The sequence below is a fragment of the Prochlorococcus marinus CUG1433 genome (assembly GCA_017644425.1).
In the GTDB taxonomy this organism is placed as follows: domain Bacteria; phylum Cyanobacteriota; class Cyanobacteriia; order PCC-6307; family Cyanobiaceae; genus Prochlorococcus_A; species Prochlorococcus_A marinus_U.
Window position 1 is genome coordinate 699,992 of record JAEPLN010000001.1, and the last position, 21,724, is coordinate 721,715.

Consider the following 21,724-nt stretch of genomic DNA (forward strand, 5'->3'; position numbering starts at 1 on the left):
ACTATATATTTTTGGGTCCTAAACCTAAAGCGCCAGCGAATCTTGCTTGATTTCCCAATTCCTCCTCAATTTTTAGAAGCCTATTGTATTTTGCAATCCTTTCACTTCTACTCAAAGAACCAGTTTTAATCTGACCTGATCTTGTGGCCACAGATAAATCAGCAATTGTTGTATCTTCAGTCTCGCCACTTCTATGACTAATAACACTTGTGAATCCAGACATTTTTGCCAACTCAATAGCTTCCAAAGTTTCAGTTAGTGTTCCAATTTGATTTACCTTAATTAAGATTGAATTCGCAGATTTTTCCATAATCCCCTTCCGTAACCTTTCTGTATTTGTAACGAATAAATCATCACCGACAAGCTGGACTTTATTTCCTAATTCTTTATTTAATTCTGACCAACCCTCCCAATCATCCTCTGCTAAACCATCCTCTATGGAAACTATTGGATAATTAGAAACTAACTTTGAAAGATATGAAATCATTTCAGAGCTATTTAAATTTTTCCCTTCATATTTATAAATACCATCACTATAAAATTCAGTACTTGCAGCATCTAAAGCTAAAGATACCTGCTCACCAGGCTTAAATCCAGCTTTTTGAATTGCTTCTAATAATAAGTCCCCTGCTTCTTCGCTCGATGACAAATTAGGGGCAAATCCACCCTCATCACCTACAGCGGTAGATAGACCTTGTTTATCAAGTAATGATTTTAATGAGTGAAAAATTTCAGTACCCATTCTTAATGCTTCACTGAAATTATTAACTCCATGTGGGACAAGCATAAATTCCTGAAAATCAAGACTATTTGGTGCGTGAGCACCACCATTTATTACATTCATCAATGGGACTGGTAAAAGATTGGATAATGGATCTCCAAGATACCTATAGAGGGGGATGTCTAAAGCATTTGCTGATGCTCTTGCTGTTGCAAGACTTACTGCAAGGATTGAATTTGCTCCAAGGTTAGACTTATTAGGAGTTCCATCAATTTCAATCATTAGGTTATCTACCACGGTTTGATCTAAAGCTGACAACCCACACAAAGCCGGGGATATTGTTTCATGAATTTTATTAACAGCATTTAAAACGCCCTTGCCCATATATTTTGAACCGCCATCTCTTAATTCATGTGCCTCATGAGCACCTGTACTCGCTCCGCTAGGAACAATTGCTGTACCACTTGCTCCACATTCCAAAAATACTTCTGCCTCTACAGTCGGATTGCCTCTTGAATCAAGTACTTGCCTTGCTTCAACAGTGTCAATAAGAAAATCAATAGTTTCTTTCACAATTTAATTATTACTATTTAAATCCTATTAATAGCTGAACTATTTGGCTAATATCTGAAATAAATTTGTTAACCTAACATAATTTTTAATTTCAGAACAACTTGGATGTTATTTAGGGTTTTTATTAATCCTAAACATTGCATGATTTTTTGCATAAGCATATTTTAATATTTCATCTTACAATTTGAAAATTGTGGGATGATTATTAATGAAGAACTTATTTAGAATATTAATTGATAATCAACTATAGTTTTTATAGTTTATGAGAGAAACCCTAACATCCAGTCCTGAACTTTTTAGCGATATAAGTTGGAATCTTCTTCTATTAGGTGAAGAAACTGCAAAAAAATGGGATCATAGCGAATTTAATATTGAACACATAATTCATACATTGTTTACATCAAGTGAATTCTTTGCTTTCATCGAAAATTTATCAATAGACCAAGATACAGTTTTAGATATAACAGAAGATTTTTTAGAAGAGACACCAACAAACGAATCAGATATTTTTACTATTGGAGAAGATTTAGAAATTTTATTAGATAATGCAAATCAGATTAAAATTCAATGGGGGTCAAAATTCATAGAAATCCCGCATTTACTTATTGCTCTTGGAAGAGATTCAAGAATAGGTAATTATGTTTTTCAAGAAGGAAATCTATCAATGGAAAAATTAGAAGAAGAATTAAAGTTTTTCCCAAATATAAATCAATCAAAAGATTCTGTTGATTATAAAAACTTAATTGAGATAAACAATCAAAATAATTTTGAATCAAACAAAGAGACAAAAGTCAAAGAGGAAAAATCAGAAAAAGCTATTGTTCCATTACCTAAAAGTGAACTTCAAATCGAACCCAATAAACGAGTTAAAAAAGATGAAAATGCTCTTTCAATTTATGGGAAAGATTTAACAGAATCAGCCAAAAAAGGTTTACTTGATCCAGTTATAGGAAGAGAAAATGAGATAAATAATTTAATGAGGGTTCTCTGTAGAAGAAACAAAAACAATCCAATACTGATAGGTAATCCTGGAGTTGGTAAAACCTCAATTGCGAAATTGCTAGCACAATTAATTGTGGATAAAAAAGTTCCTGATTCTTTAAAAAACTTTAAAATTATTTCACTTGACTTGGGTGCATTAGTTTCTGGTACAAAGTTTAGAGGTCAACTAGAGGAAAGACTAAGCTTAATACTTCAGGAATTAAACGATCCAAGCCAAGGTATGATTTTATTTATTGATGAAATTCACTCAATATTAAGTTCTGATAGATCTACTGCAGATATTAGTAATATTCTCAAGCCTTTACTAGCGGAAGGAGAACTTAGATGTATTGGTACAACAACACCTGAAAAATTTCGCGAAACTATTGAAAAAGATCAGGCATTAAATAATTGCTTTCAAAAGATAATTGTTAATGAACCTTCAGTAGAATTGAGCGCAAAAATAATTCAAGGCATTAAAAAGAAATATGAACTACACCATGGCATAAGAATTTCTGAAGATGCTATAAATTATTCTGCAAAATTAGCCGACAGATATATCAGCGATAAATGTCTCCCTGATAAAGCAATTGATTTAATTGATGAAGCGGCCGCACAACTAAAAATCGAATCTAACAATAAGCCGCAATTGATAATCCTACAAGAAAAAAAGATAAATAATATTGATGTAAAATTGAGGAATCTGCCTGATGAAGATATCGAAGATAAAGAGAAGCTACTAAATATGAGAGACCAATCTGAGGCAAAATTGAATGTCCTTATCGATAATTGGAATAATTTGCTCGAAGAAATGGAACAATTATCTATTCTGATGAGAGAAGAAGATAGGCTAATCAAAAAAATTAAAGATAAATCAAATTATGAAATCGAAAAAGATCTGGATTTTTTAGAAAAGCTTGAAGAAGAATTACATGAAATAGAGAATGAAATTCAAAAAGTTGAAATTAACTTTAAAAAAATAAATAAAAATAGAAATTTCCCGTTTAAATATCAAGTTGAACCTGATGATATTGCTGATGTCATATCAAAGATCACAGGCATTCCAATTTCTAAAGTAGTTTCAAATGAAAGGAAGAAACTAGTTAATTTAGAGGCAGAACTAAGAGAAAAAGTTATTGGACAAGAAAAGGCTATAGAAGCTGTTTCTTCAGCAATTAGGAGGGCTCGAGTCGGCATGAAAAGCCCAAAAAGACCAGTAGGCTCCTTTCTGTTTATGGGTCCCACAGGGGTTGGGAAAACAGAATTAGCTAAATCTCTTGCATCAGCTTTATTTAATGAAGAAGAAGCACTTTTAAGATTAGATATGAGTGAATATATGGAAAAAAATGCAGTTGCAAGACTTTTAGGCGCTCCTCCAGGCTATGTAGGTTATGAGGAAGGTGGACAATTAACTGAAGCTGTAAGACGTAAACCATATTCAGTAATACTTCTTGATGAGATAGAAAAAGCACATACTGAAGTGTTTAATATCCTTCTACAAGTCTTAGATGAGGGAAGATTGACGGACTCCCAAGGTAGAACAGTGGACTTCAAAAATACCGTAATAATTATGACAAGCAATTTAGCTGGGAAAGTCATACTGGAGTATTCACAAAAGATTTCTAAAAGTGAAGAACAGTCAGAAGACCTCCAAACTCTAGAAAATTCTATCAATAATACATTGTCTTCAATTTTTAGACCAGAATTTTTAAACAGAATTGATGAAGTAGTAAAGTTTGATCCATTAACAATTCATGAACTTCAGAAAATTATTATTTTACAAACAGAAGATTTAAAAAACCTCCTACTTGAACAGAAAATAAATATCACAATAGACAAAAAAGTTGTTAATAAAATTGCAAACGATTCTTACGAACCTGAATATGGTGCTAGGCCACTTAGCAGGGAACTTAGAAGACAAATAGAAAATCCCTTGGCTGCAAAACTTTTAGAGGATAACTTTAAAAACAAAAAAAATATCACAATTAAACTTAATCCCGCTAAAAAAGATGAGATAGTTTTCAAACCTAGCTGAGGAGTAAATCAATAAGCTAAAATAAAGTTAAAGCGTAAAGCTTATTTTCAAAAAAATTTTGTGACAAGTCCTACTACTAATAAAGAACCTCTAAAAAAGGATTCTCCTGAAATTGAAGAGCCTAAAAAAAAGAATAATTTTTTTAGATCTACCTACGATGAGCTTAAACTTGTCGTGTGGCCAAACAAACAACAACTTTTTAGCGAATCTGTAGCGGTTATAATTATGGTATCGTTTTCTGCGGCAGCAATAGCATCTGTCAGTAGATTCTATGGATGGGCAGCCTCGCAAATTTTTGGTTGAATAATCCCTAAATATCCATTTATAAAGATCTTAATTAAGCTTCAAAAAAATGAGTAACGAATTGACTACAAGCCTTACCTCTTCAAAAGCAAACACTAGCATCGCAAGATGGTATGCAGTTCAAGTAGCATCGAGCTGCGAAAAAAAAGTAAAAGCGACTCTCGAGCAGAGATCAGTAACTTTAGGTGTTAATAATCGAATCATTGAAATTGAAATTCCCCAAACTCCTGGAATTAAATTAAAAAAAGATGGAAGTAGACAAACTACTGAAGAAAAAGTTTTCCCAGGTTATGTTCTCGTAAGAATGATTTTGGATGAAGATACAATGATGGCTGTTAAAAGTACTCCAAATGTAATTAACTTTGTTGGTGCTGAAGACGGGAGAGGCAGCGGAAGATCGCGAGGTCACATCAAACCTCGACCATTATCCAGACAAGAGGTTAATAGAATATTTAAGCGCGCATCAGAGAAAAAAGCTGTAATCAAGCTAGATATTGAAGAAAAAGATAGAATCATAGTAACTAGTGGTCCATTCAAGGATTTTCAGGGAGAAGTTATAGAAGTTTCTGGAGAAAGAAATAAATTAAAAGCATTACTTTCAATATTTGGGCGCGAGACTCCTGTAGAATTAGAATTCTCCCAAATCAATAAACAAAATTAATTTCTAATTATTCATGTTTATCGAGTAAAATTATCATTTTCTACTCCAGCTTAAATTCTTTAATCTAATGGCAAAAAAAATTGTTGCAGTTATCAAGCTTGCTCTACAAGCAGGCAAAGCAAATCCTGCCCCTCCTGTAGGGCCAGCTTTAGGACAACATGGTGTCAATATTATGGCATTTTGTAAAGAATACAACGCAAGGACACAAGATAAAGCAGGTTTTGTAATTCCAGTTGAGATTTCTGTTTTTGAAGATAGAAGCTTTACTTTTATCACAAAAACACCTCCCGCTTCCGTTCTAATAACAAAAGCAGCTGGTATAGAGAAAGGATCAGGCGAATCCTCTAAAGGCTCTGTTGGGAATATAACTAAAGCTCAATTAGAAGAAATAGCCAAAACTAAGCTTCCTGATCTAAACTGTTCTAGTGTTGAATCAGCAATGAAAGTAATTGAGGGTACCGCTCGTAATATGGGCGTCTCCGTTACTGAATAATTTCAAGACAAAATTGCTCACTATTTAGGGGAGGTTAGTTAATAACCGTTTGCACCCAAAATTACTATGAAAAAACTATCAAAAAGAATGGCGGCTCTATCAACAAAGATTGAAGATCGCATTTACCCCCCACTTGAAGCTCTAAGTATTATCAAGGAAAATGCTAATGCGAAGTTTGATGAAACTATTGAAGCGCATATTCGTTTAGGTATCGATCCAAAATACACTGATCAACAATTAAGAACCACTGTTGCGTTACCACATGGTACTGGCCAAAGCATAAAAATTGCAGTTATCACAAGCGGGGAGAATGTATCAAAAGCTAAGGCTGCAGGTGCAGATTTATTTGGCGAAGAAGATCTTGTGGAAAGTATCAACAAAGGAAGTATGGAGTTTGATCTACTTATTGCGACTCCAGATATGATGCCAAAGGTTGCAAAATTAGGACGAGTTTTAGGGCCTAGAGGTTTAATGCCTAATCCTAAAGCTGGTACAGTAACTAATGATATTGCTAATGCAATTAAAGAATTCAAAGCTGGTAAGCTCGAATTTAGAGCAGATAAAGCTGGTATCGTTCATGTCCGCTTTGGGAAAGCAAGTTTTACAAAAGAGGCTTTATTTGAAAACTTAAAAACCTTACAAGAATCAATTGACAAAAACAAACCAAGTGGAGCCAAAGGAAAATACTGGAAAACTTTTTATGTTACTTCAACTATGGGGCCTTCAGTTCAAGTTGACGTAAATGCTGTACAAGATTTCCAACCTGAAGGTTAACGCTTTGTAGTATAATTTAAATGCAATAATACGGCCAAAGAAAGTAGGTTAATTTAGCTATTCTAAATTTCTAATTCCTACCGAGGACTCGTCTTAATTATTTCTTTTTGGATCTAATAAAAGCGGCCTCTATAAAGGACTTTGCCGCATTTCCTGCTCTCCCTAAATTACGATCCAAAAAAAACACAATGGGCCGAACACTAGAGAATAAGCAACAAATCGTTACTGAGATTAAATCTCTCTTAAACGACTCGGAAATGGCTGTAGTTCTTGACTATAAGGGTTTAACTATCAAAGAGATGTCAGATTTGCGATCTAGATTGCAAACAACTAACGGCATTTGCAAAGTTACTAAAAATTCATTAATGCGTAAAGCGATTGATGGAGATAGTAATTGGAACGATCTTGAATCTTTACTGACCGGAACCAATGCTTTTGTCTTAATCAAAGAAGATGTTGGAGGAGCTGTAAAAGCAATTCAATCTTTTCAAAAAGACACCAAAAAATCCGAAACCAAAGGAGCTTTATTTGAAGGCAGACTTCTTAGCGATTCTGAAATAAAAGAAATTGCAAGTCTTCCATCTAAAGAAGTATTGATGGCAAAAATTGCTGGCGCTCTAAATGGCGTTGCAACCAAAATTGCGATCTCTATCAATGAAGTGCCTTCTGGACTTGCTAGATCACTTAAACAACATTCTGAAAAATCAGAATCCTAAATTCAAACCCTAATTAACTTTTAAGAAAATGTCCGCAAAAACTGAAGAAATTCTTGAATCATTAAAATCTCTATCACTTTTAGAAGCATCAGAGCTTGTAAAGCAAATTGAAGAGACTTTTGGTGTATCTGCTGCAGCTTCTGCAGGTGTAGTAATGGCAGCTCCTGGAGCGGCTGGCTCTGATGGAGATGGTGGCGCTGCTGAAGAAAAAACTGAATTTGATGTAATTCTTGAAAGCTTTGATGCAGCTGCAAAAATCAAAGTCCTTAAAGTTGTAAGAAATGCAACTGGTCTTGGTCTTGGAGATGCAAAAGCACTGGTTGAATCAGCACCAAAAACTGTAAAAGAAGGAATAGCCAAAGCAGATGCTGAATCTTTAAAGAAAGAGATTGAAGAAGCTGGCGGTAAAGTTACACTTAAGTAAGAGTACATTTTTTAAAGCCGATATTAAGGATATCGGCTTCAAAAATTATGAATATTAATAGTATTGCGATTGAAGCCGCAACTGACGGAGCCTGCAGTGGTAATCCAGGTCCAGGTGGTTGGGGCGGTTTAATAATATTTGACGATAATAGCGAATTAGAAATAGGTGGTTCCGAGCAAAATACTACTAATAACAGAATGGAACTGACTGCCGCTATCAAAACTCTTGAAAAGTTAAAAACCTTCAAATTAAAAAAGAACTTTAAATTAAGAACTGATAGTAAATATGTCATAGAGGGTTATACAAAGTGGATTATTAATTGGAAGAGAAATGGATGGAAAACAAGCTCTGGAAAATCAGTTCAAAATGTTGATCTATGGCAAAAAATTGATCAATTAAGAATTGATGGCCTAATAATGGAATATGTTAAAGGTCACAGCGGTGATAAACAAAATGATAGGGTTGATAAAATTGCCACTAATTACAGCAAAGGTATATCTATAGAAATTAACTCAAAAGAAGTAGAATCTTCAGTTGGTTTTTTTGAAAGAAATGCACCTGCAGAAATTCAGGAATTATTTTCACGCTATGAATTAATTCAAAAATTTGCTGAAAAAAAGTATTTTTTAAGTTCACTAGAACTAAGTAACTTATTGGGTAAAGAAAACGACTTAAATATAAAAAAATATTTACTTTTTGAATGGCGTAATTGGAGAGTGATTCCTAAAAATAGAAAATATTGGATAATAGAAAAAAAAGAATCCTAATTTTTTATGAATGTACAGAAGGGGGTATTTAAAAATCTTTATAAAAACTTGATTACCCCTGTATTAAAAAAAGACTCTGGAATTGATGCAGAATACTTAACAAATTTATCTCTTAGCCTCCTATCATTCAGTTCAAGAAAATATAATTGGCCTGTAGTTGCTTCTATCTTAAAAAATCTAAATAAAGAATTTTCTGTAGTTGATAAAAGATTAACTCAGAACATATGTGGAATAAATTTTTGTAATCCAATTGGTTTAGCTGCGGGTTTTGACAAAAATGGAAATGCCGCAAATATATGGAAAGATTTTGGTTTTGGATTTGCTGAACTTGGAACAGTAACTAAATTTGCTCAAGATGGAAATCCCAAACCAAGGTTATTTAGATTAGCTGAAGAAGAGGCAGCATTAAATAGAATGGGTTTCAATAACAATGGTGCTGAAAATCTAGTTAAAAACTTTGCTGAACAAGGAATTGAGTTTAAAAAAAATAGAAAGAATATTTGTTTAGGGATAAATTTTGGTAAGTCTAAAATTACAGATTTATCTCGAGCAAAAGATGACTATTTAACTTCTCTAAAATTATTAATTCCATATTGTGATTATGCAGCAATAAACGTAAGTTCTCCAAATACTGAAGGACTAAGAAAGTTACAAGATCCAATTCTTCTAAAAGAACTTATTAAAGAAATTAAAAAGTTACCCAGTTGTCCACCATTATTTGTCAAAATTGCACCAGATCTAAGCTTTAAAGATATTGAAGATATTTGCCAATTAATAATCGAGGAAAACATCGATGGAATAATTGCTACTAACACCAGCATAGATAGATTAGGTCTTGAAAATAGAAAGATCATGCAAACTGGATTATTACTTTCTGAAGAGAAAGGAGGATTAAGTGGAAGGCCTCTACAAAAAAAAGCAAATCAAATAATAAAACATATTCATAATATTGACAAAAAGATTATTTTAATTGGCGTTGGTGGAATAGATAGTCCTGAGTCAGCATGGGAAAGAATTTGTTCTGGAGCATCATTAATTCAAATTTATACAGGATGGATATATAAGGGTCCACAATTAGTACCCGATATACTTCAAGGAATTATAAAGCAACTAAATATCCATAAATTATCAAATATAAAAGAGGCCGTTGGATCAGATCTAAAATGGATTGAGTAAAAAAAGAAAATGAATAATGAATAAACCGGAACCTAATGATTACAAAATACTAACCATGCAATCATCAAACCTAAAACATGGAGGAAACGTATATGCAAAAGCAAAGAAATTAAATTTATTACCCTCTGAAATTATTGACGCAAGCGCCTCATTAGTACCATTTGATCCTCCTCAGATACTAATAGATTCATTAAATGAGGAAATTAAGAATCTTGGATTTAGATATTACCCTGAGAGAAACTTAAGTGATTTGAGAGAAATAATTGGTAAATTTCATAGGATAAATCCAGACAATATATTGACTGGTAATGGAGCTTCTGAATTAATAACCTGGGCAGGTTACGAAGCATCCAAATTTGGAATAAGTTGTATTCCTTCTCCATCCTTTGTTGATTATGAAAGATCTTTAAATTGTTGGAATAGCAATTTAATACATTGCGAATTACCAAAAAACTGGAATGATATTTTTCCTCAATCATTTCCGCTTCATCCAAAAGGTGATGTTATTTGGATAACAAATCCACATAACCCTACCGGCCAATTATGGGAAAAGAATTCATTGGAGGAAGTTGTGAAAAAATATAAATTAGTTATCTGTGATGAAGCTTTCTTATCGATAACACCTAATGGAGAGAAAGAATCTTTAATACCATTAACCCAAAGATTTGATAATTTATTAGTCTTGAGAAGCTTGACCAAAATCTTCAATATTCCTGGCCTTAGATTAGGTTACGTTATTGGCTCATCGAAAAAACTTAAACAATGGGAAATAAAGAGAGATCCTTGGCCTTTAAATTCCTTTGCTATTAAAGCCGGAATTGATCTACTAAGTAATAAGAAATTCTATGAACAGTGGACAAAACAGATTCATAGCTGGATAAATGTTGAAAAAAAGAGAGTATTTAGAAAATTATCAAAAATAGAGAACCTTAAAGTTCATAACTCTTCAACCAACTTTTTTTTAATAGAAAGTAAAACATCCTTGTCGCCAAATATAAAATACTTAGAAAATAAGGGGATATTGCTTAGAGAATGTACTTCATTTAAATTTCTCGACGAGAAGTGGGCAAGAATAAGCTTGCAGAATAGGAAAAATAACACTCTTTTATGTAAAGAAATTCAGAATTCCTTTAGAAAATAATTAATAAATTTTTTAATCTCATTTTTAGATTTAATTTTATTATTATTTTCCATATTCCTCTTCATGAGATCTAATATTTCATAATGATTTTTGCCCTTTTTTGATTTTATTTTAAAAATTCTTTCTAGAGTTTCTTCAAAAACTTCTTTAGAAATTTTATTTTGATTGATTAAAACTGAACCTCCACTTTCAGCGAGAATCATCGCATTTTTCTCCTGATGATTATTTTTAGAATCTGGATATGGAATTAAAATAGAAGGTTTTTCGGCCTCTATTAGTTCATTGATTGTTCCTGCACCGGATCTTGATATTACAAGATCACAGTTTTGAATTAAAGCTGCTATTTCATTAGTAAATTTCTTTTGAATATAATTTTTGGAGTTTTTTACATCAAAAGATTGTTGATTAGATTCCCCAATAATATGAACTATCCGAAACTGTTTTTTTAATAAAAATTCCAGAGATTCGTTAAGAATTTGATTTATAGCTTTTGCTCCTTGACTACCTCCCATAACAATCAAAAGAGGTCCTTTTCCTTCTGGAACCCATTCTGGCAAAGGATTAGATTTATAGAATTGTTCTCTTAAAGGGGTTCCAGTGAAAATAGTTTTACAATTTCTTAAATAAGGATTTGTATTCTTAAATCCTAGAAGAACATAGTTACACAAAAAACCAAAATATTTCGTGACCATTCCTGGAATTAAATTTGATTCATGAATAATGACAGGTATCCTCAGAAATTTTGAAGCAACAATAGTGGGTGCAGAGATATAACCTCCAGTCGTAAAAACCAAGTTAATTTTTTTTTCTTTTAAGATCCTAATTATTTGGAAAGTTGACATTAAAATTTCTATATATTGATAAAACAGAAAAATGTTTTTTCTTGGTGTTTTTATACTCAAAGTCTTCAAATTATATTTTTTGGGAATTAAATTGGCATCAAGTCTTTGGTTAACACCCAACCAATGTATATTCCACTTATCTTCTACGTCTTTAGAGACTGCTAACGCTGGAAAAATATGCCCCCCTGTCCCACTGGCTGCGACTAGTAAATTATTTTTTTTAGACATAAAAACTTAAATTAGTAGAATAAAAACAATAAATGATAAATATGTTTAATTTAAACTTTTTCAGAAATAGAGGTTTCCCTCTCTACTTATTTATTTATCTCATTATTCCCTATTCAGCAATAACGCAAACTTTAGAAGTTGATTTTATAAGAAATCTAGAAAACTCCTTAAATGCGAGAGATTTTGAGTTTATTAAAAAAAATTTTAGAAATGATGAAAGCCATTATATACCAAAACAATTTTCTAAGATTATTAATGATTTCCCTGACAGCAAATGGAAGATCAAAAGATTAAAATCTAATATTCCAAATAAAGATATTTTGCGAATAAAAGTTTCTGGAAGAAAAATAGTTAATGGAGAAATATATATACTCGAATCAAATTTTGATTATTTATTTTCAATCTTGAATGGAAAAATAAATGAAGGAATTATCAAAAATTTATTCACATTAATAAGAAATGATGATAATAAGATAGATATTAGTTTCAAAATTCCTGATAGAGTTCTTACTGGTTCTAAATACGATATCGATATAATTTTAAATAAGCCTCTTGAAGAAGTGATTATTGCTGGAGCTATAAAACCTCATCAAGTAAATTCATTTTTTGAACAGGAAATATTATTGGAACCATTAGCATCTGGGGGAATTTTTAAAATTACAAGGGCTCCATCAAAACCAGGGATACAAATTTGGTCAGGAATCATAGCTCATCCCAAGGGAATGATTACTTTCACAAAGAGTATTGATATAGTTGATGAGATTTAGCCTAAGCGTCGTTTAAAGCAGATACACCAGGTAAGGTTTTACCCTCCAAAAGTTCCAAACTAGCCCCACCACCAGTAGATATATGAGACATTTTCTTAGCTAACCCTGCCTTTTCAACTGCTGCTACTGAATCTCCACCACCAATTATTGTGCAAACTTCAGAAAAAGCACTTAAGTCTGCAAGAGTCGTAGCTATTGCATTTGTACCTTTTGCAAATTTATCAAATTCAAAGACTCCCATCGGGCCATTCCAAATTATTGTCTTACATTCTGCAAGAGCATTCTGAAAAACCTTAATGGAATCTGGACCAATATCTAAACCCATCCAATCCCCACTAATTGAATCTATTTGAGATATTTTACTTTCAGCGTCAGGTGAAAATTCACTAGCTAAAACGACATCAGTGGGTAATAATAATTCGACTCCTTTGGCTTTTGCTTTTGCTTCTAAATCTTTGGCGAGCTCTAGTTTATCTTCTTCTACAAGGCTCTTCCCAACATCTAGACCTCTAGCTTTATAAAATGTAAAAATCATGCCGCCACCAATCATAATTTTGTCACACTTATCTAGTAAAGAATCAAGCACACCTATTTTGCTACTAACCTTTGATCCTCCAACTATTGCTGCCAATGGACGGTTTGGGGAATCTATTGCGCCTTGTAAATATTTCAATTCTTTTTCTAAAAGGAATCCAGCTACCGATGGACTTAAATAATTCGTAACACCCTGAGTTGAAGCATGAGCTCTATGAGCAGCACCGAAAGCATCATTTACATACATATCTGCATGAGATGCTAATTTTTTAGCAAACTCCAAGTCGTTCTTTTCCTCTTCACCAAAAAAACGAACATTTTCAAGTAAAAGAACATCTCCATTAGATAAGCTATTTGATTGTGCAATTGCTTCATCACCAATACAACTGTTAGTAAGAGCAACATTTTGCCCCAACAATTCACTTAATCTTGCTGCTACTGGAGTTAATCTCATTTTTTCATTTACCTGACCTTTTGGTCTACCAAAATGAGCAGCTAAAATAACTTTTGCAGAATGATTAATAAGATATTCAATCGTTGGGATCGCTGCACGGATACGCGTATCGTCAGTTATTTGACCATCTTCATTTAATGGAACATTAAAATCTACCCTTACAAGAACTTTTTTTCCTTCTAAATGTGTCTTATCAAGACTGGAAAGAGATAACTTTGACATTAAACAAGCTTATTTTTTAATCTTAAGACCCTAACGTTAATTTGGGCTTATTGGGTTAAAAAGTAGTTACTGTTACCTATGCCTTAATAAATTTTAAGAATTAACGATTATAAAAATTTTTAGTTATTAAATTTATACTAAACTTAAGGTGTAAATACTTTTGAAACTTATAAAAAAAATTAAAAGGAATACAAAATTTTATTTGATTTATTGAAGTGGACATACCCAAAATTCAATGGTATCCAGGCCATATCGCAAAAGCAGAAAAAAAATTATCTGAAGTTATTAATAAAGTAGATTTAGTTATAGAAGTTAGAGATGCAAGAATTCCTTTATCAACAGGACATCCACACTTAAATAAATGGATTAATAATAAAAAACATATTCTTGTTATTAACAGATCAGACATGATCTCCCCTGACACCATAACTAATTGGAATAAATGGTTTAACGATAAAGATCAATATCCACATTGGTGTGATGCTAAACAAGGTATTGGTATTAAAGAAATTTGTAAGTCTGCCAAAGAATCTAGGACATCAATTGACGATAGAAGACTTTCTAGAGGAATGCTAATTAGGCCAATTAGAGCCCTTACACTTGGTTTCCCAAACGTAGGTAAGTCAGCATTAATTAATAGAATTGCAAAAAAAAGAGTTGTAGATAGTGCTAGGAAAGCAGGGGTGACTCGTAATTTAAGATGGATAAAATTAGAAGGTGGTATCGATCTACTAGATGCTCCTGGCGTCATACCTCCAAATTTAGAAGATCAAAAATCAGCACTTCATCTTGCATTATGTGACGATATTGGAGAAGCTGCTTATGAAGTTGAGAGCGTCGCAATTGAATTTATCAAGATTATATCCACACTAAACAAAGATAAAAATGCGAATATCTCAGTAAAAAAAATATCAAATAGATATGGAGTTGATATTACAAAAGGCTTTAAGAGTCCTTCTGATTGGATCAATGAAGCAGCTATAAAACATACCTCAGGTGATAAAAGAAGAATGTCTCATAGATTATTGGAAGATTATAGAAATCAAATGCTTGGTAAAATTGCTTTAGAAGTCCCACAATGGAATTAAATAATAAAAATTCTTTCGGTATTGGAGAGGGTGAACTTATAGAAATTATTTATGAGCTACCTCTTCCTATGAGACTAGACAGATGGTTGGTAAGTAAAAGGCCAGAACAAAGTAGAGCAAGAATTCAAAATTTTATCAATTCAGGATTAGTACTTGTAAATTATAAGACTGCAAAAGCAAAGACGCCATTAAAAAATGGCGACAATATTCAAATCTGGATGCCTCCTCCAGAACCTCTTGTATATTTGAAACCTGAAAAAATGGATTTAGAAATCCTTTTTGAGGACGAGCACATCATAGTAATAAATAAACAATCAGGACTAATTGTTCATCCAGCCCCTGGACACAAATCAGGAACTCTAGTCAATGGATTACTTTTTCACTGTAATGATCTTCCTGGAATTAATGGGAAACTAAGGCCTGGTATTGTTCACAGATTAGATAAAGATACTTCCGGATGTATGGTGGTAGCAAAAAGCCAAGAAGCATTGGTAAATCTCCAGAAACAAATAAAAGAAAAAATAGCTTCGCGCGAATATATTGCAGTAATTCATGGAGCACCTAATTCTGAAGAAGGCCAAATAGTAGGGCACATTGGTAGAGATAAATTCAATAGATTGAAATATAAAGTAGTTGAAGCAGCTTCAGGAAGATATGCCTGCACTTATTGGAAAGTAAAAGAAAGATTAGGTAATTACTCATTAATGAATTTCAAATTAGATACTGGTCGAACGCATCAAATAAGAGTTCATTGTGCTCACATTAATCATCCTATTGTGGGTGATCCTTTATATGGAAGATGCAAAAAACTTCCTTGTAAATTAGAGGGCCAAGCATTACACGCTTTTAAGCTTGGCCTTATACATCCAATCAATGGCAAAGAAATGATATTTGAAGCAGAATTACCATTAGATTTTCAAAAATTACTAAAAGTTCTTAAATCTAAATAAGATTTAAAGAAGAATTTAAAAGAGATTTTGTATAGGTATTTTTAGTTTCGGTGAATATTGTAGAACTTTCTCCTTCATCAACTATCTTTCCGCGATTCATTACTAGCAACCTATTACAAAATCTTTTAGCAATACCTAAATCATGAGTAATAAAGATAATGGTTAAATCCATTTTTTCTTGCAAGACTCTTAGTAATTCAAGAATTTCTATTTTTACTGAAGCATCTAACATATTAACGCTCTCATCACAAATCAAAATTTTTGGTTTCAACAATAGTGCTCTGGCTAATGAAATTCTTTGCAACTGACCACCAGATAATTGGCTAGGAAAAGAATTAAGAAAATCATTCGTTAGTGGGAGATTTAAATTTCTCAACATAAATTTTATTTCCTTCTCAATTTTTCTTTTATCTGAAATTTTTTGAATAAGAAAAATATCTTCCAAAAGATTTTTAATTTTCATTTTTGGATTCAAACTTGAAAAAGGATCTTGAAAAATAATTTGTATGAAATTGTTCTTTGTGTAAGATTTATTTTTTTTCGATAAATGATTTTTTTCATAAATTTTTATTTCACCACCTCTTACTTTAATAAGTCCAATTAAAGCCCTACATAATGTACTTTTTCCACTTCCTGAAGAACCAACTATACCAAGAGTCTCATTTTTATATAATTTAAAACTTACTTCATTTAAAGCCTTATTCCATTTATTCCAAAAGATTGAAGAATTTATTTTATACCAATGTCTTAAGTTATTAACCTCTAAAACAACTTCATTTATAACGTAGTTTTTAGTATTTGGTTCAAAAACTATATTCGAAGCATTTACTAACTTAATACCAATATCAGACTTTGGTGATCGAAGAATGTCTGATATATTTCCATTTTCAACAATTGAACCTTTATCAATAATTGCGATTTTCTTGCACCACTTTGCCGCAAGATTAATATCATGACTAATTAGAATTAAAGTAGTTTCAAATGTGTTACATAAGTGAATTATTTCTTTCATAATTTCAAAACTTGTTATGGAATCAAGGCTTGTCGTAGGTTCATCAGCTATTAATAATCTTGGTTTTAAGGCAAGAGCCATTGCTATAGAAACTCTTTGTCTCATTCCACCACTAAATTGATGTGGGAAAGAATCAAGTAAACTTTCTTCAATTCCGACTTTTTGAAAAACTTCTTTAACTAATTTTTTAATATGCAACGATGATTTAGTTTGATCATGAGTTTTAAATAATTCGAATAAATGATCCCCAACTTTCATTAGTGGATTAAGTTTTTTTATGGAATCTTGATAGATAAATCCAAAATTATTTCTTCTAAATAATTGAGCTTCGTTCTTATTTATTTTTCTAGGATCTAAACATGAAATTGATATATGGCCTTGAGAAGTTGCTTGTTCAGGCAACATATTTACCAATGTTTTTGCAAGAGTAGTCTTTCCGCACCCAGAAGGGCCAATAATAGCTAAATGATCCCCTCTATCTATATCTAGATTAATATTTTTGATTATAGGGCTCTTCTTTAAACTATATTTAACAGTAAGATTTTTAACTGTAAGAATCTTTTCTTTTTTTATTTCCATGATTTTATAGCAAATTTTTCTAGTCCTAAATAAAATAAATCTAAAGCAATATAAAATGTCTGAGGCAGCTGCAAACTCAAAAGATAAAAAAGAAATTGAAGTTTCCAAAACTATTTTGCCCGAAAATGAAAAATATGAAAGTGAATCTTTGAATTATGAGATAAAAATCCCCGATTGGCTTTTTAAAGATATTAATAATTACGAAAAATCGAATAATATAAACGATAAGGATCAAAACCTTATTGTAAAGGCCTTTAAACTTTCCTATAAGGCTCATGCAGGACAACTACGTGCTAGTGGTGAACCTTATATTATTCACCCAGTTGCAGTTGCAAATCTTCTCAAAGAAATAGGGGCCAGTTCATCTGTAATTGCTGCAGGACTTTTACATGATGTTGTTGAAGATACAGGCATTGATTTATCTGAAATTGAAGCAAATTTTGGATTAGAAGTAAAAATACTTGTGGAGGGCGTAACAAAATTAGGTGGGATTCACTTTAATAACAGGACTGAAGCACAAGCTGAAAATCTCAGAAAAATGTTTATGGCTATGGCTAGCGATATCAGAGTTGTTTTAGTAAAACTGGCAGATCGACTTCATAACATGAGAACAATCGAATGGCTCAATGATGAGAGAAAACAAAGAATAGCGAGAGAAACAAGAGAGATTTATGCACCATTAGCTAATCGATTAGGAATAAATAGATTTAAATGGGAATTAGAAGATTTAGCGTTTAAATTTCTGGAGCCTAAAGAATATCAAGATCTAAAAGATCAAATTGCTGTTAAAAGGAGTGATAGAGAAAAAAGGTTAAAAGTCACCCTAAATCTTATGAAAGCAAACTTAGTCTCAGCGGGTTTAAGCCACTTTGAAATAACTGGAAGACCAAAACATCTTTATGGCATCTGGAGCAAAATGAAAAGACAACAAAAACAGTTTCATGAAATTTATGATGTTGCTGCTCTAAGAATTATCGTTGATAATTCAGATAGTTGTTACAGAGCTTTAGCGGTTGTTCATGATACTTTCAAACCAATTCCAGGCAGATTTAAAGACTATATAGGATTACCAAAACCCAATGGATATCAGTCCTTACATACTTCAGTAATTGGAAGACATCGACCTATTGAAGTTCAAATTAGAACTACTTCCATGCATCAAATTGCGGAATATGGAATTGCTGCGCATTGGCAATATAAAGAGGGCGGCTCTCCTGCTAAAAGTAATGCTGAAAGATTTAATTGGCTAAGACAATTAGTCGAATGGCAACAAGAAGGTAATGATGGTGATCATAATGATTATCTAGCTTCAATTAAAGAAGATTTATTTGATGAAGAAGTATTTGTAATCACTCCTAAAGGAGATGTTGTTGGTTTAAGAAAAGGGTCTACCGCGATAGATTTCGCCTACAGAATTCATTCTGAAGTTGGAAATCACTGTAATGGAATAAGAATAAATGAAAAGCTTTCTCCATTATCTACAGCACTTCAAAATGGTGACTTCATAGAAATTTTGACAAATAATAATGCTACTCCAAGCTTAGATTGGCTTAACTTTGTAGTTACGCCAACTGCTAAAAATAGAATCCGCCAATGGTATAAGAAAAGCCACAGGGATGAAACGATTAAAAGAGGTAGAGATTTACTCGAAAAAGAAGTAGGTCGAAATGGTTTTGATTCATTACTTTCTAGTGATGCTATGAAAAAAGTTGCGAATCGATGCAATTTAAAAAATACTGAAGACCTTCTTGCATCACTTGGTTTTGGTGGTTTAACTTTACATCAAGTATTAAACAGACTAAGAGAAGAAATAAAATTACAGACAGAGGATATTAAAAATGATTCTGATTCTGAAATAGCAAAATCTCTTAAAAGTAATAGTAATTTAGCTACCAATAAACCTTATAGAACGACTAAATCACCAATTTCTGGGATAGAAGGTCTTGATTACAGAATAGGTAAATGCTGTACCCCACTTCCAGGCGAGGATATTATCGGAACTGTCTCACTCGGCAACCATGGCATAACAATACATAGGGCAGATTGTGAAAATGTAATGCCAATTCCAATAGAGAGAAGATTACCTGTTGGTTGGAATCAAGATAATAAAACTGGCGATAATAAGTTCCCAATTCAGCTCCGAATAGAAGTAATTGATAGAGTCGGAGTCCTTAAAGATATTCTTATGCGGTTATCTGATAAAGGTATAAATGTTAGTGATGCCAATGTTAAAACTGCTTATGGCAAACCAGCTATTATCAATCTCTGCGTAGGTCTAGAAAGTTATAATCAACTTCACAAAACAATTGATCAAATTAAATCAATGGCAGATGTTTTAGATATTGCCAGAGTTGGACAAAATTAATTTAGATTCATAACTATCTATCTTTTAAGTTTTATCTTATAAATAAAGAAAACAATACTGCCGCAAATCAAAGCTAACAAAAACCCAACACAAGAAGAACCTAAGAGTAATTTGAGGGAAAAAATTCTACCTTGTTTCCATAAGTCATCAATAAACAAACTTTTTTCAATAATTTCATCAGAAGAAGTATTAAAAAAAATCGAACCAACTTTATAATTAAAATAATAAAGTGGAATATAGGTAAAGGGATTGCTGATCCAGGTACCAACTGCAGCTAGAACAATATTTCCCTTAGCAAGTTTTGCAAAAAATACCCCTATTAGAGTCTGAAACCCAAAAAAAGGAAAGCAGCCACTAAATACCCCTATAGCTAAACCTTTAGCATTAAAGAAGGGACTTCCATTCTGATTCCTAAATAATGATAGAATTTTCTTATAGGTAATATCTCTTTTAGATCTCATTCAGAAAGAAAAATTCAAAACTAAATTCTTGATAATCTTACTTAATTATCTTTAATAAAGCGAGAGATGGATTCGATAGTTGCTACAGAAGATACGATAGCTGCAATTGCTTCAGCTATAAGTATAGGTAAAGGAGGAGTTGCGATAATAAGAGTATCGGGGAAAGACTCAATAAATTCTTGCAAAAAGATTGTTAAAACTAAATCAAAATATGCGTGGGAATCACATAGAGTTTTTCACGGTTTTATTCAGGAAAATAAACAAAATAAATTTATAGATGAGGTTTTAATTTTAGTGATGAAATCACCAAATAGCTTTACAGGAGAGGATGTTGTTGAACTCCATTGCCATGGAGGAATTATCTTAGTAAATAAAGTTCTCAAGATATTATTATCAAGTAATTCTAGAGTTAGAATTGCGAATCCAGGAGAATTTAGTCAAAGAGCTTTTCTGAATGGGAAAATAGACCTTACTCAAGCCGAGTCAATTAATCAATTAATTAATGCAAGCAATAGCAGATCAGCAGAATTAGCTTTTAGCGGGGTTCAAGGAGAAATAAAGAAAAAAATTGATGATATTAAAAATGACCTTATAAATCAACTTTGCGAGATAGAAGCAAGAGTTGATTTTGAAGAAGACTTCACAGATTTTGATTACTCCAAATATCTAAAAAACATTAAAAAAGTTAAAGAAAAAATAGAGTTACTTATAGAAAATTCAAAAAGAAATTCATATATTCATAATGGGATATCCATTGCGCTTATAGGTAAAACAAATGTTGGTAAAAGTTCTTTACTAAATTTGCTTGCAAAAAAAGAGAAGGCAATCGTAACTAATATTCCTGGAACGACAAGAGATGTTATTGAAGTTAATTTAACTATTAATGAAATCCCAATGAAAATAATTGATACTGCTGGCATAAGAGAAACTCATGAACAAATTGAAAGTATTGGAATTAAAAAAAGTTTTGGGAAAATTAAAGAGTCAGATTTTATTATTTATATTTATAGTCTTGAAGAAGGATTTAATGAAGAAGACAAGAAAATAATAAAAGAAATCCCCAAAGAAAAATTAATTACTATTGTGGGTAATAAAAAAGATTTAATTGACTCTAAAAATATTAATTCAAATGAATTAAAAAACACAATTCTTATGAGCATTAAAAATAATGATGGTGAAGGATTATTAATAGACGCAATCATAAAAAAATGCGGATTAAAACAATTAGAAAATATCAATATATTTTTAAACGAAAGACATCTAACGAATTTGTCTGCTTGCCTATCTAATTTAAATGATACTGATTCAATAGTTAAAAATAGATTGCCATTTGATTTATTATCAATAGAACTTAGAGATGGTATTCAAAACTTATCTAAAATAACTGGTCAAGAATTAACAGAGGCGCTTCTAGATAATATTTTTTCAAAGTTTTGTATTGGTAAATAAATTTGAGT

At 31.9% G+C, this 21,724-nt stretch carries 20 protein-coding genes; 15 read left to right on the forward strand and 5 right to left on the reverse strand.

Annotated elements, in window-relative coordinates; genetic code table 11:
• Nucleotide 1: 1 nt before the first annotated feature.
• Nucleotides 2–1,294, reverse strand: a complete 1,293-nt coding sequence (eno, locus tag JJ842_04140; protein ID MBO6971099.1) for a phosphopyruvate hydratase — start codon at nt 1,292–1,294, stop codon at nt 2–4.
• Nucleotides 1,295–1,556: 262 nt separating this feature from the next.
• Here eno and JJ842_04145 point away from each other — a divergent pair, with 262 nt between their 5' ends.
• The 10 genes from JJ842_04145 to JJ842_04190 all read left to right on the forward strand — a co-directional run bounded on the left by JJ842_04145 (nt 1,557) and on the right by JJ842_04190 (nt 10,765).
• Nucleotides 1,557–4,310 (forward strand): AAA family ATPase, encoded by a 2,754-nt coding sequence (locus JJ842_04145; protein MBO6971100.1) that lies wholly within the window; start codon nt 1,557–1,559, stop codon nt 4,308–4,310.
• A 60-nt stretch (nt 4,311–4,370) separates the two neighbouring features.
• Nucleotides 4,371–4,613 (forward strand): preprotein translocase subunit SecE, encoded by a 243-nt coding sequence (gene secE / locus JJ842_04150; GenBank protein MBO6971101.1) that lies wholly within the window; start codon nt 4,371–4,373, stop codon nt 4,611–4,613.
• A gap of 49 nt (nt 4,614–4,662) precedes the next feature.
• Complete coding sequence (gene nusG / locus JJ842_04155) at nt 4,663–5,274, forward strand: transcription termination/antitermination protein NusG (GenBank protein MBO6971102.1); 612 nt, start codon at nt 4,663–4,665, stop codon at nt 5,272–5,274.
• A 67-nt stretch (nt 5,275–5,341) separates the two neighbouring features.
• Nucleotides 5,342–5,767: a 50S ribosomal protein L11 gene (gene rplK / locus JJ842_04160; protein MBO6971103.1), complete on the forward strand. Its 426-nt coding sequence runs from the start codon at nt 5,342–5,344 to the stop codon at nt 5,765–5,767.
• A gap of 66 nt (nt 5,768–5,833) precedes the next feature.
• Entirely contained in the window at nt 5,834–6,541 is a 708-nt protein-coding gene (rplA, locus tag JJ842_04165) for a 50S ribosomal protein L1 (GenBank protein ID MBO6971104.1), read from the forward strand.
• 188 nt (nt 6,542–6,729) lie between these two features.
• On the forward strand, nt 6,730–7,257 hold the full coding sequence (locus tag JJ842_04170; GenBank protein ID MBO6971105.1) for a 50S ribosomal protein L10: 528 nt from the start codon (nt 6,730–6,732) through the stop codon (nt 7,255–7,257).
• A 28-nt stretch (nt 7,258–7,285) separates the two neighbouring features.
• Nucleotides 7,286–7,681, forward strand: a complete 396-nt coding sequence (rplL, locus tag JJ842_04175; protein MBO6971106.1) for a 50S ribosomal protein L7/L12 — start codon at nt 7,286–7,288, stop codon at nt 7,679–7,681.
• A gap of 47 nt (nt 7,682–7,728) precedes the next feature.
• Nucleotides 7,729–8,448 (forward strand): ribonuclease HI, encoded by a 720-nt coding sequence (gene rnhA, locus JJ842_04180; protein ID MBO6971107.1) that lies wholly within the window; start codon nt 7,729–7,731, stop codon nt 8,446–8,448.
• Between the two features lie 6 nt (nt 8,449–8,454).
• Nucleotides 8,455–9,624: a quinone-dependent dihydroorotate dehydrogenase gene (locus tag JJ842_04185; protein MBO6971108.1), complete on the forward strand. Its 1,170-nt coding sequence runs from the start codon at nt 8,455–8,457 to the stop codon at nt 9,622–9,624.
• A gap of 16 nt (nt 9,625–9,640) precedes the next feature.
• Nucleotides 9,641–10,765, forward strand: coding sequence for an aminotransferase class I/II-fold pyridoxal phosphate-dependent enzyme (locus JJ842_04190; GenBank protein MBO6971109.1), 1,125 nt, complete (start codon nt 9,641–9,643; stop codon nt 10,763–10,765).
• On the opposite strand, the gene JJ842_04195 is transcribed toward JJ842_04190, so the two are convergent.
• Nucleotides 10,744–11,835: a UDP-N-acetylglucosamine--N-acetylmuramyl-(pentapeptide) pyrophosphoryl-undecaprenol N-acetylglucosamine transferase gene (locus JJ842_04195; GenBank protein ID MBO6971110.1), complete on the reverse strand. Its 1,092-nt coding sequence runs from the start codon at nt 11,833–11,835 to the stop codon at nt 10,744–10,746. The genes JJ842_04190 and JJ842_04195 overlap by 22 nt on opposite strands.
• 41 nt (nt 11,836–11,876) lie before the next feature.
• Between JJ842_04195 and JJ842_04200 the strand changes: the two genes are divergently transcribed.
• Nucleotides 11,877–12,602 (forward strand): hypothetical protein, encoded by a 726-nt coding sequence (locus JJ842_04200; protein ID MBO6971111.1) that lies wholly within the window; start codon nt 11,877–11,879, stop codon nt 12,600–12,602.
• 1 nt (nt 12,603) lies between these two features.
• Here JJ842_04200 and JJ842_04205 read toward each other — a convergent pair whose 3' ends face one another.
• Nucleotides 12,604–13,812: a phosphoglycerate kinase gene (locus JJ842_04205; GenBank protein MBO6971112.1), complete on the reverse strand. Its 1,209-nt coding sequence runs from the start codon at nt 13,810–13,812 to the stop codon at nt 12,604–12,606.
• Nucleotides 13,813–14,027: 215 nt separating this feature from the next.
• Between JJ842_04205 and ylqF the strand changes: the two genes are divergently transcribed.
• Together ylqF and JJ842_04215 are read left to right on the forward strand one after the other, a co-directional pair.
• Nucleotides 14,028–14,900, forward strand: a complete 873-nt coding sequence (ylqF, locus tag JJ842_04210) for a ribosome biogenesis GTPase YlqF (GenBank protein ID MBO6971113.1) — start codon at nt 14,028–14,030, stop codon at nt 14,898–14,900.
• Nucleotides 14,891–15,850, forward strand: coding sequence for an RluA family pseudouridine synthase (locus JJ842_04215; protein ID MBO6971114.1), 960 nt, complete (start codon nt 14,891–14,893; stop codon nt 15,848–15,850). Before ylqF ends, JJ842_04215 begins: the two co-directional genes overlap by 10 nt.
• Here the strand turns inward: JJ842_04215 and JJ842_04220 are convergent.
• On the reverse strand, nt 15,843–17,441 hold the full coding sequence (locus JJ842_04220; protein MBO6971115.1) for an ABC transporter ATP-binding protein: 1,599 nt from the start codon (nt 17,439–17,441) through the stop codon (nt 15,843–15,845). The genes JJ842_04215 and JJ842_04220 overlap by 8 nt on opposite strands.
• 55 nt (nt 17,442–17,496) lie before the next feature.
• On the opposite strand from JJ842_04220, the gene JJ842_04225 reads away from it, so the two are divergent.
• Nucleotides 17,497–19,806: a bifunctional (p)ppGpp synthetase/guanosine-3',5'-bis(diphosphate) 3'-pyrophosphohydrolase gene (locus JJ842_04225; GenBank protein MBO6971116.1), complete on the forward strand. Its 2,310-nt coding sequence runs from the start codon at nt 17,497–17,499 to the stop codon at nt 19,804–19,806.
• 17 nt (nt 19,807–19,823) lie between these two features.
• On the opposite strand, the gene JJ842_04230 is transcribed toward JJ842_04225, so the two are convergent.
• On the reverse strand, nt 19,824–20,267 hold the full coding sequence (locus JJ842_04230) for a DUF2062 domain-containing protein (protein MBO6971117.1): 444 nt from the start codon (nt 20,265–20,267) through the stop codon (nt 19,824–19,826).
• 66 nt (nt 20,268–20,333) lie between these two features.
• Here JJ842_04230 and mnmE point away from each other — a divergent pair, with 66 nt between their 5' ends.
• On the forward strand, nt 20,334–21,716 hold the full coding sequence (gene mnmE, locus JJ842_04235) for a tRNA uridine-5-carboxymethylaminomethyl(34) synthesis GTPase MnmE (GenBank protein MBO6971118.1): 1,383 nt from the start codon (nt 20,334–20,336) through the stop codon (nt 21,714–21,716).
• The last annotated feature ends 8 nt before the right edge of the window (nt 21,717–21,724 follow it).

Coding starts and splice junctions, on each gene's coding strand:
- JJ842_04215 (MBO6971114.1), top strand. CDS start 14,891: ATGGAATTAAATAATAAAAATTCTTTCGGTATTGGAGAGGGTGAACTT.
- rplK (MBO6971103.1), top strand. CDS start 5,342: ATGGCAAAAAAAATTGTTGCAGTTATCAAGCTTGCTCTACAAGCAGGC.
- JJ842_04195 (MBO6971110.1), bottom strand. CDS start 11,835: ATGTCTAAAAAAAATAATTTACTAGTCGCAGCCAGTGGGACAGGGGGG.
- nusG (MBO6971102.1), top strand. CDS start 4,663: ATGAGTAACGAATTGACTACAAGCCTTACCTCTTCAAAAGCAAACACT.
- JJ842_04200 (MBO6971111.1), top strand. CDS start 11,877: ATGTTTAATTTAAACTTTTTCAGAAATAGAGGTTTCCCTCTCTACTTA.
- JJ842_04170 (MBO6971105.1), top strand. CDS start 6,730: ATGGGCCGAACACTAGAGAATAAGCAACAAATCGTTACTGAGATTAAA.
- JJ842_04230 (MBO6971117.1), bottom strand. CDS start 20,267: ATGAGATCTAAAAGAGATATTACCTATAAGAAAATTCTATCATTATTT.
- rnhA (MBO6971107.1), top strand. CDS start 7,729: ATGAATATTAATAGTATTGCGATTGAAGCCGCAACTGACGGAGCCTGC.
- mnmE (MBO6971118.1), top strand. CDS start 20,334: ATGGATTCGATAGTTGCTACAGAAGATACGATAGCTGCAATTGCTTCA.
- JJ842_04205 (MBO6971112.1), bottom strand. CDS start 13,812: ATGTCAAAGTTATCTCTTTCCAGTCTTGATAAGACACATTTAGAAGGA.
- rplL (MBO6971106.1), top strand. CDS start 7,286: ATGTCCGCAAAAACTGAAGAAATTCTTGAATCATTAAAATCTCTATCA.
- JJ842_04185 (MBO6971108.1), top strand. CDS start 8,455: ATGAATGTACAGAAGGGGGTATTTAAAAATCTTTATAAAAACTTGATT.
- rplA (MBO6971104.1), top strand. CDS start 5,834: ATGAAAAAACTATCAAAAAGAATGGCGGCTCTATCAACAAAGATTGAA.
- JJ842_04220 (MBO6971115.1), bottom strand. CDS start 17,441: ATGGAAATAAAAAAAGAAAAGATTCTTACAGTTAAAAATCTTACTGTT.
- JJ842_04225 (MBO6971116.1), top strand. CDS start 17,497: ATGTCTGAGGCAGCTGCAAACTCAAAAGATAAAAAAGAAATTGAAGTT.
- JJ842_04145 (MBO6971100.1), top strand. CDS start 1,557: ATGAGAGAAACCCTAACATCCAGTCCTGAACTTTTTAGCGATATAAGT.
- JJ842_04190 (MBO6971109.1), top strand. CDS start 9,641: ATGAATAAACCGGAACCTAATGATTACAAAATACTAACCATGCAATCA.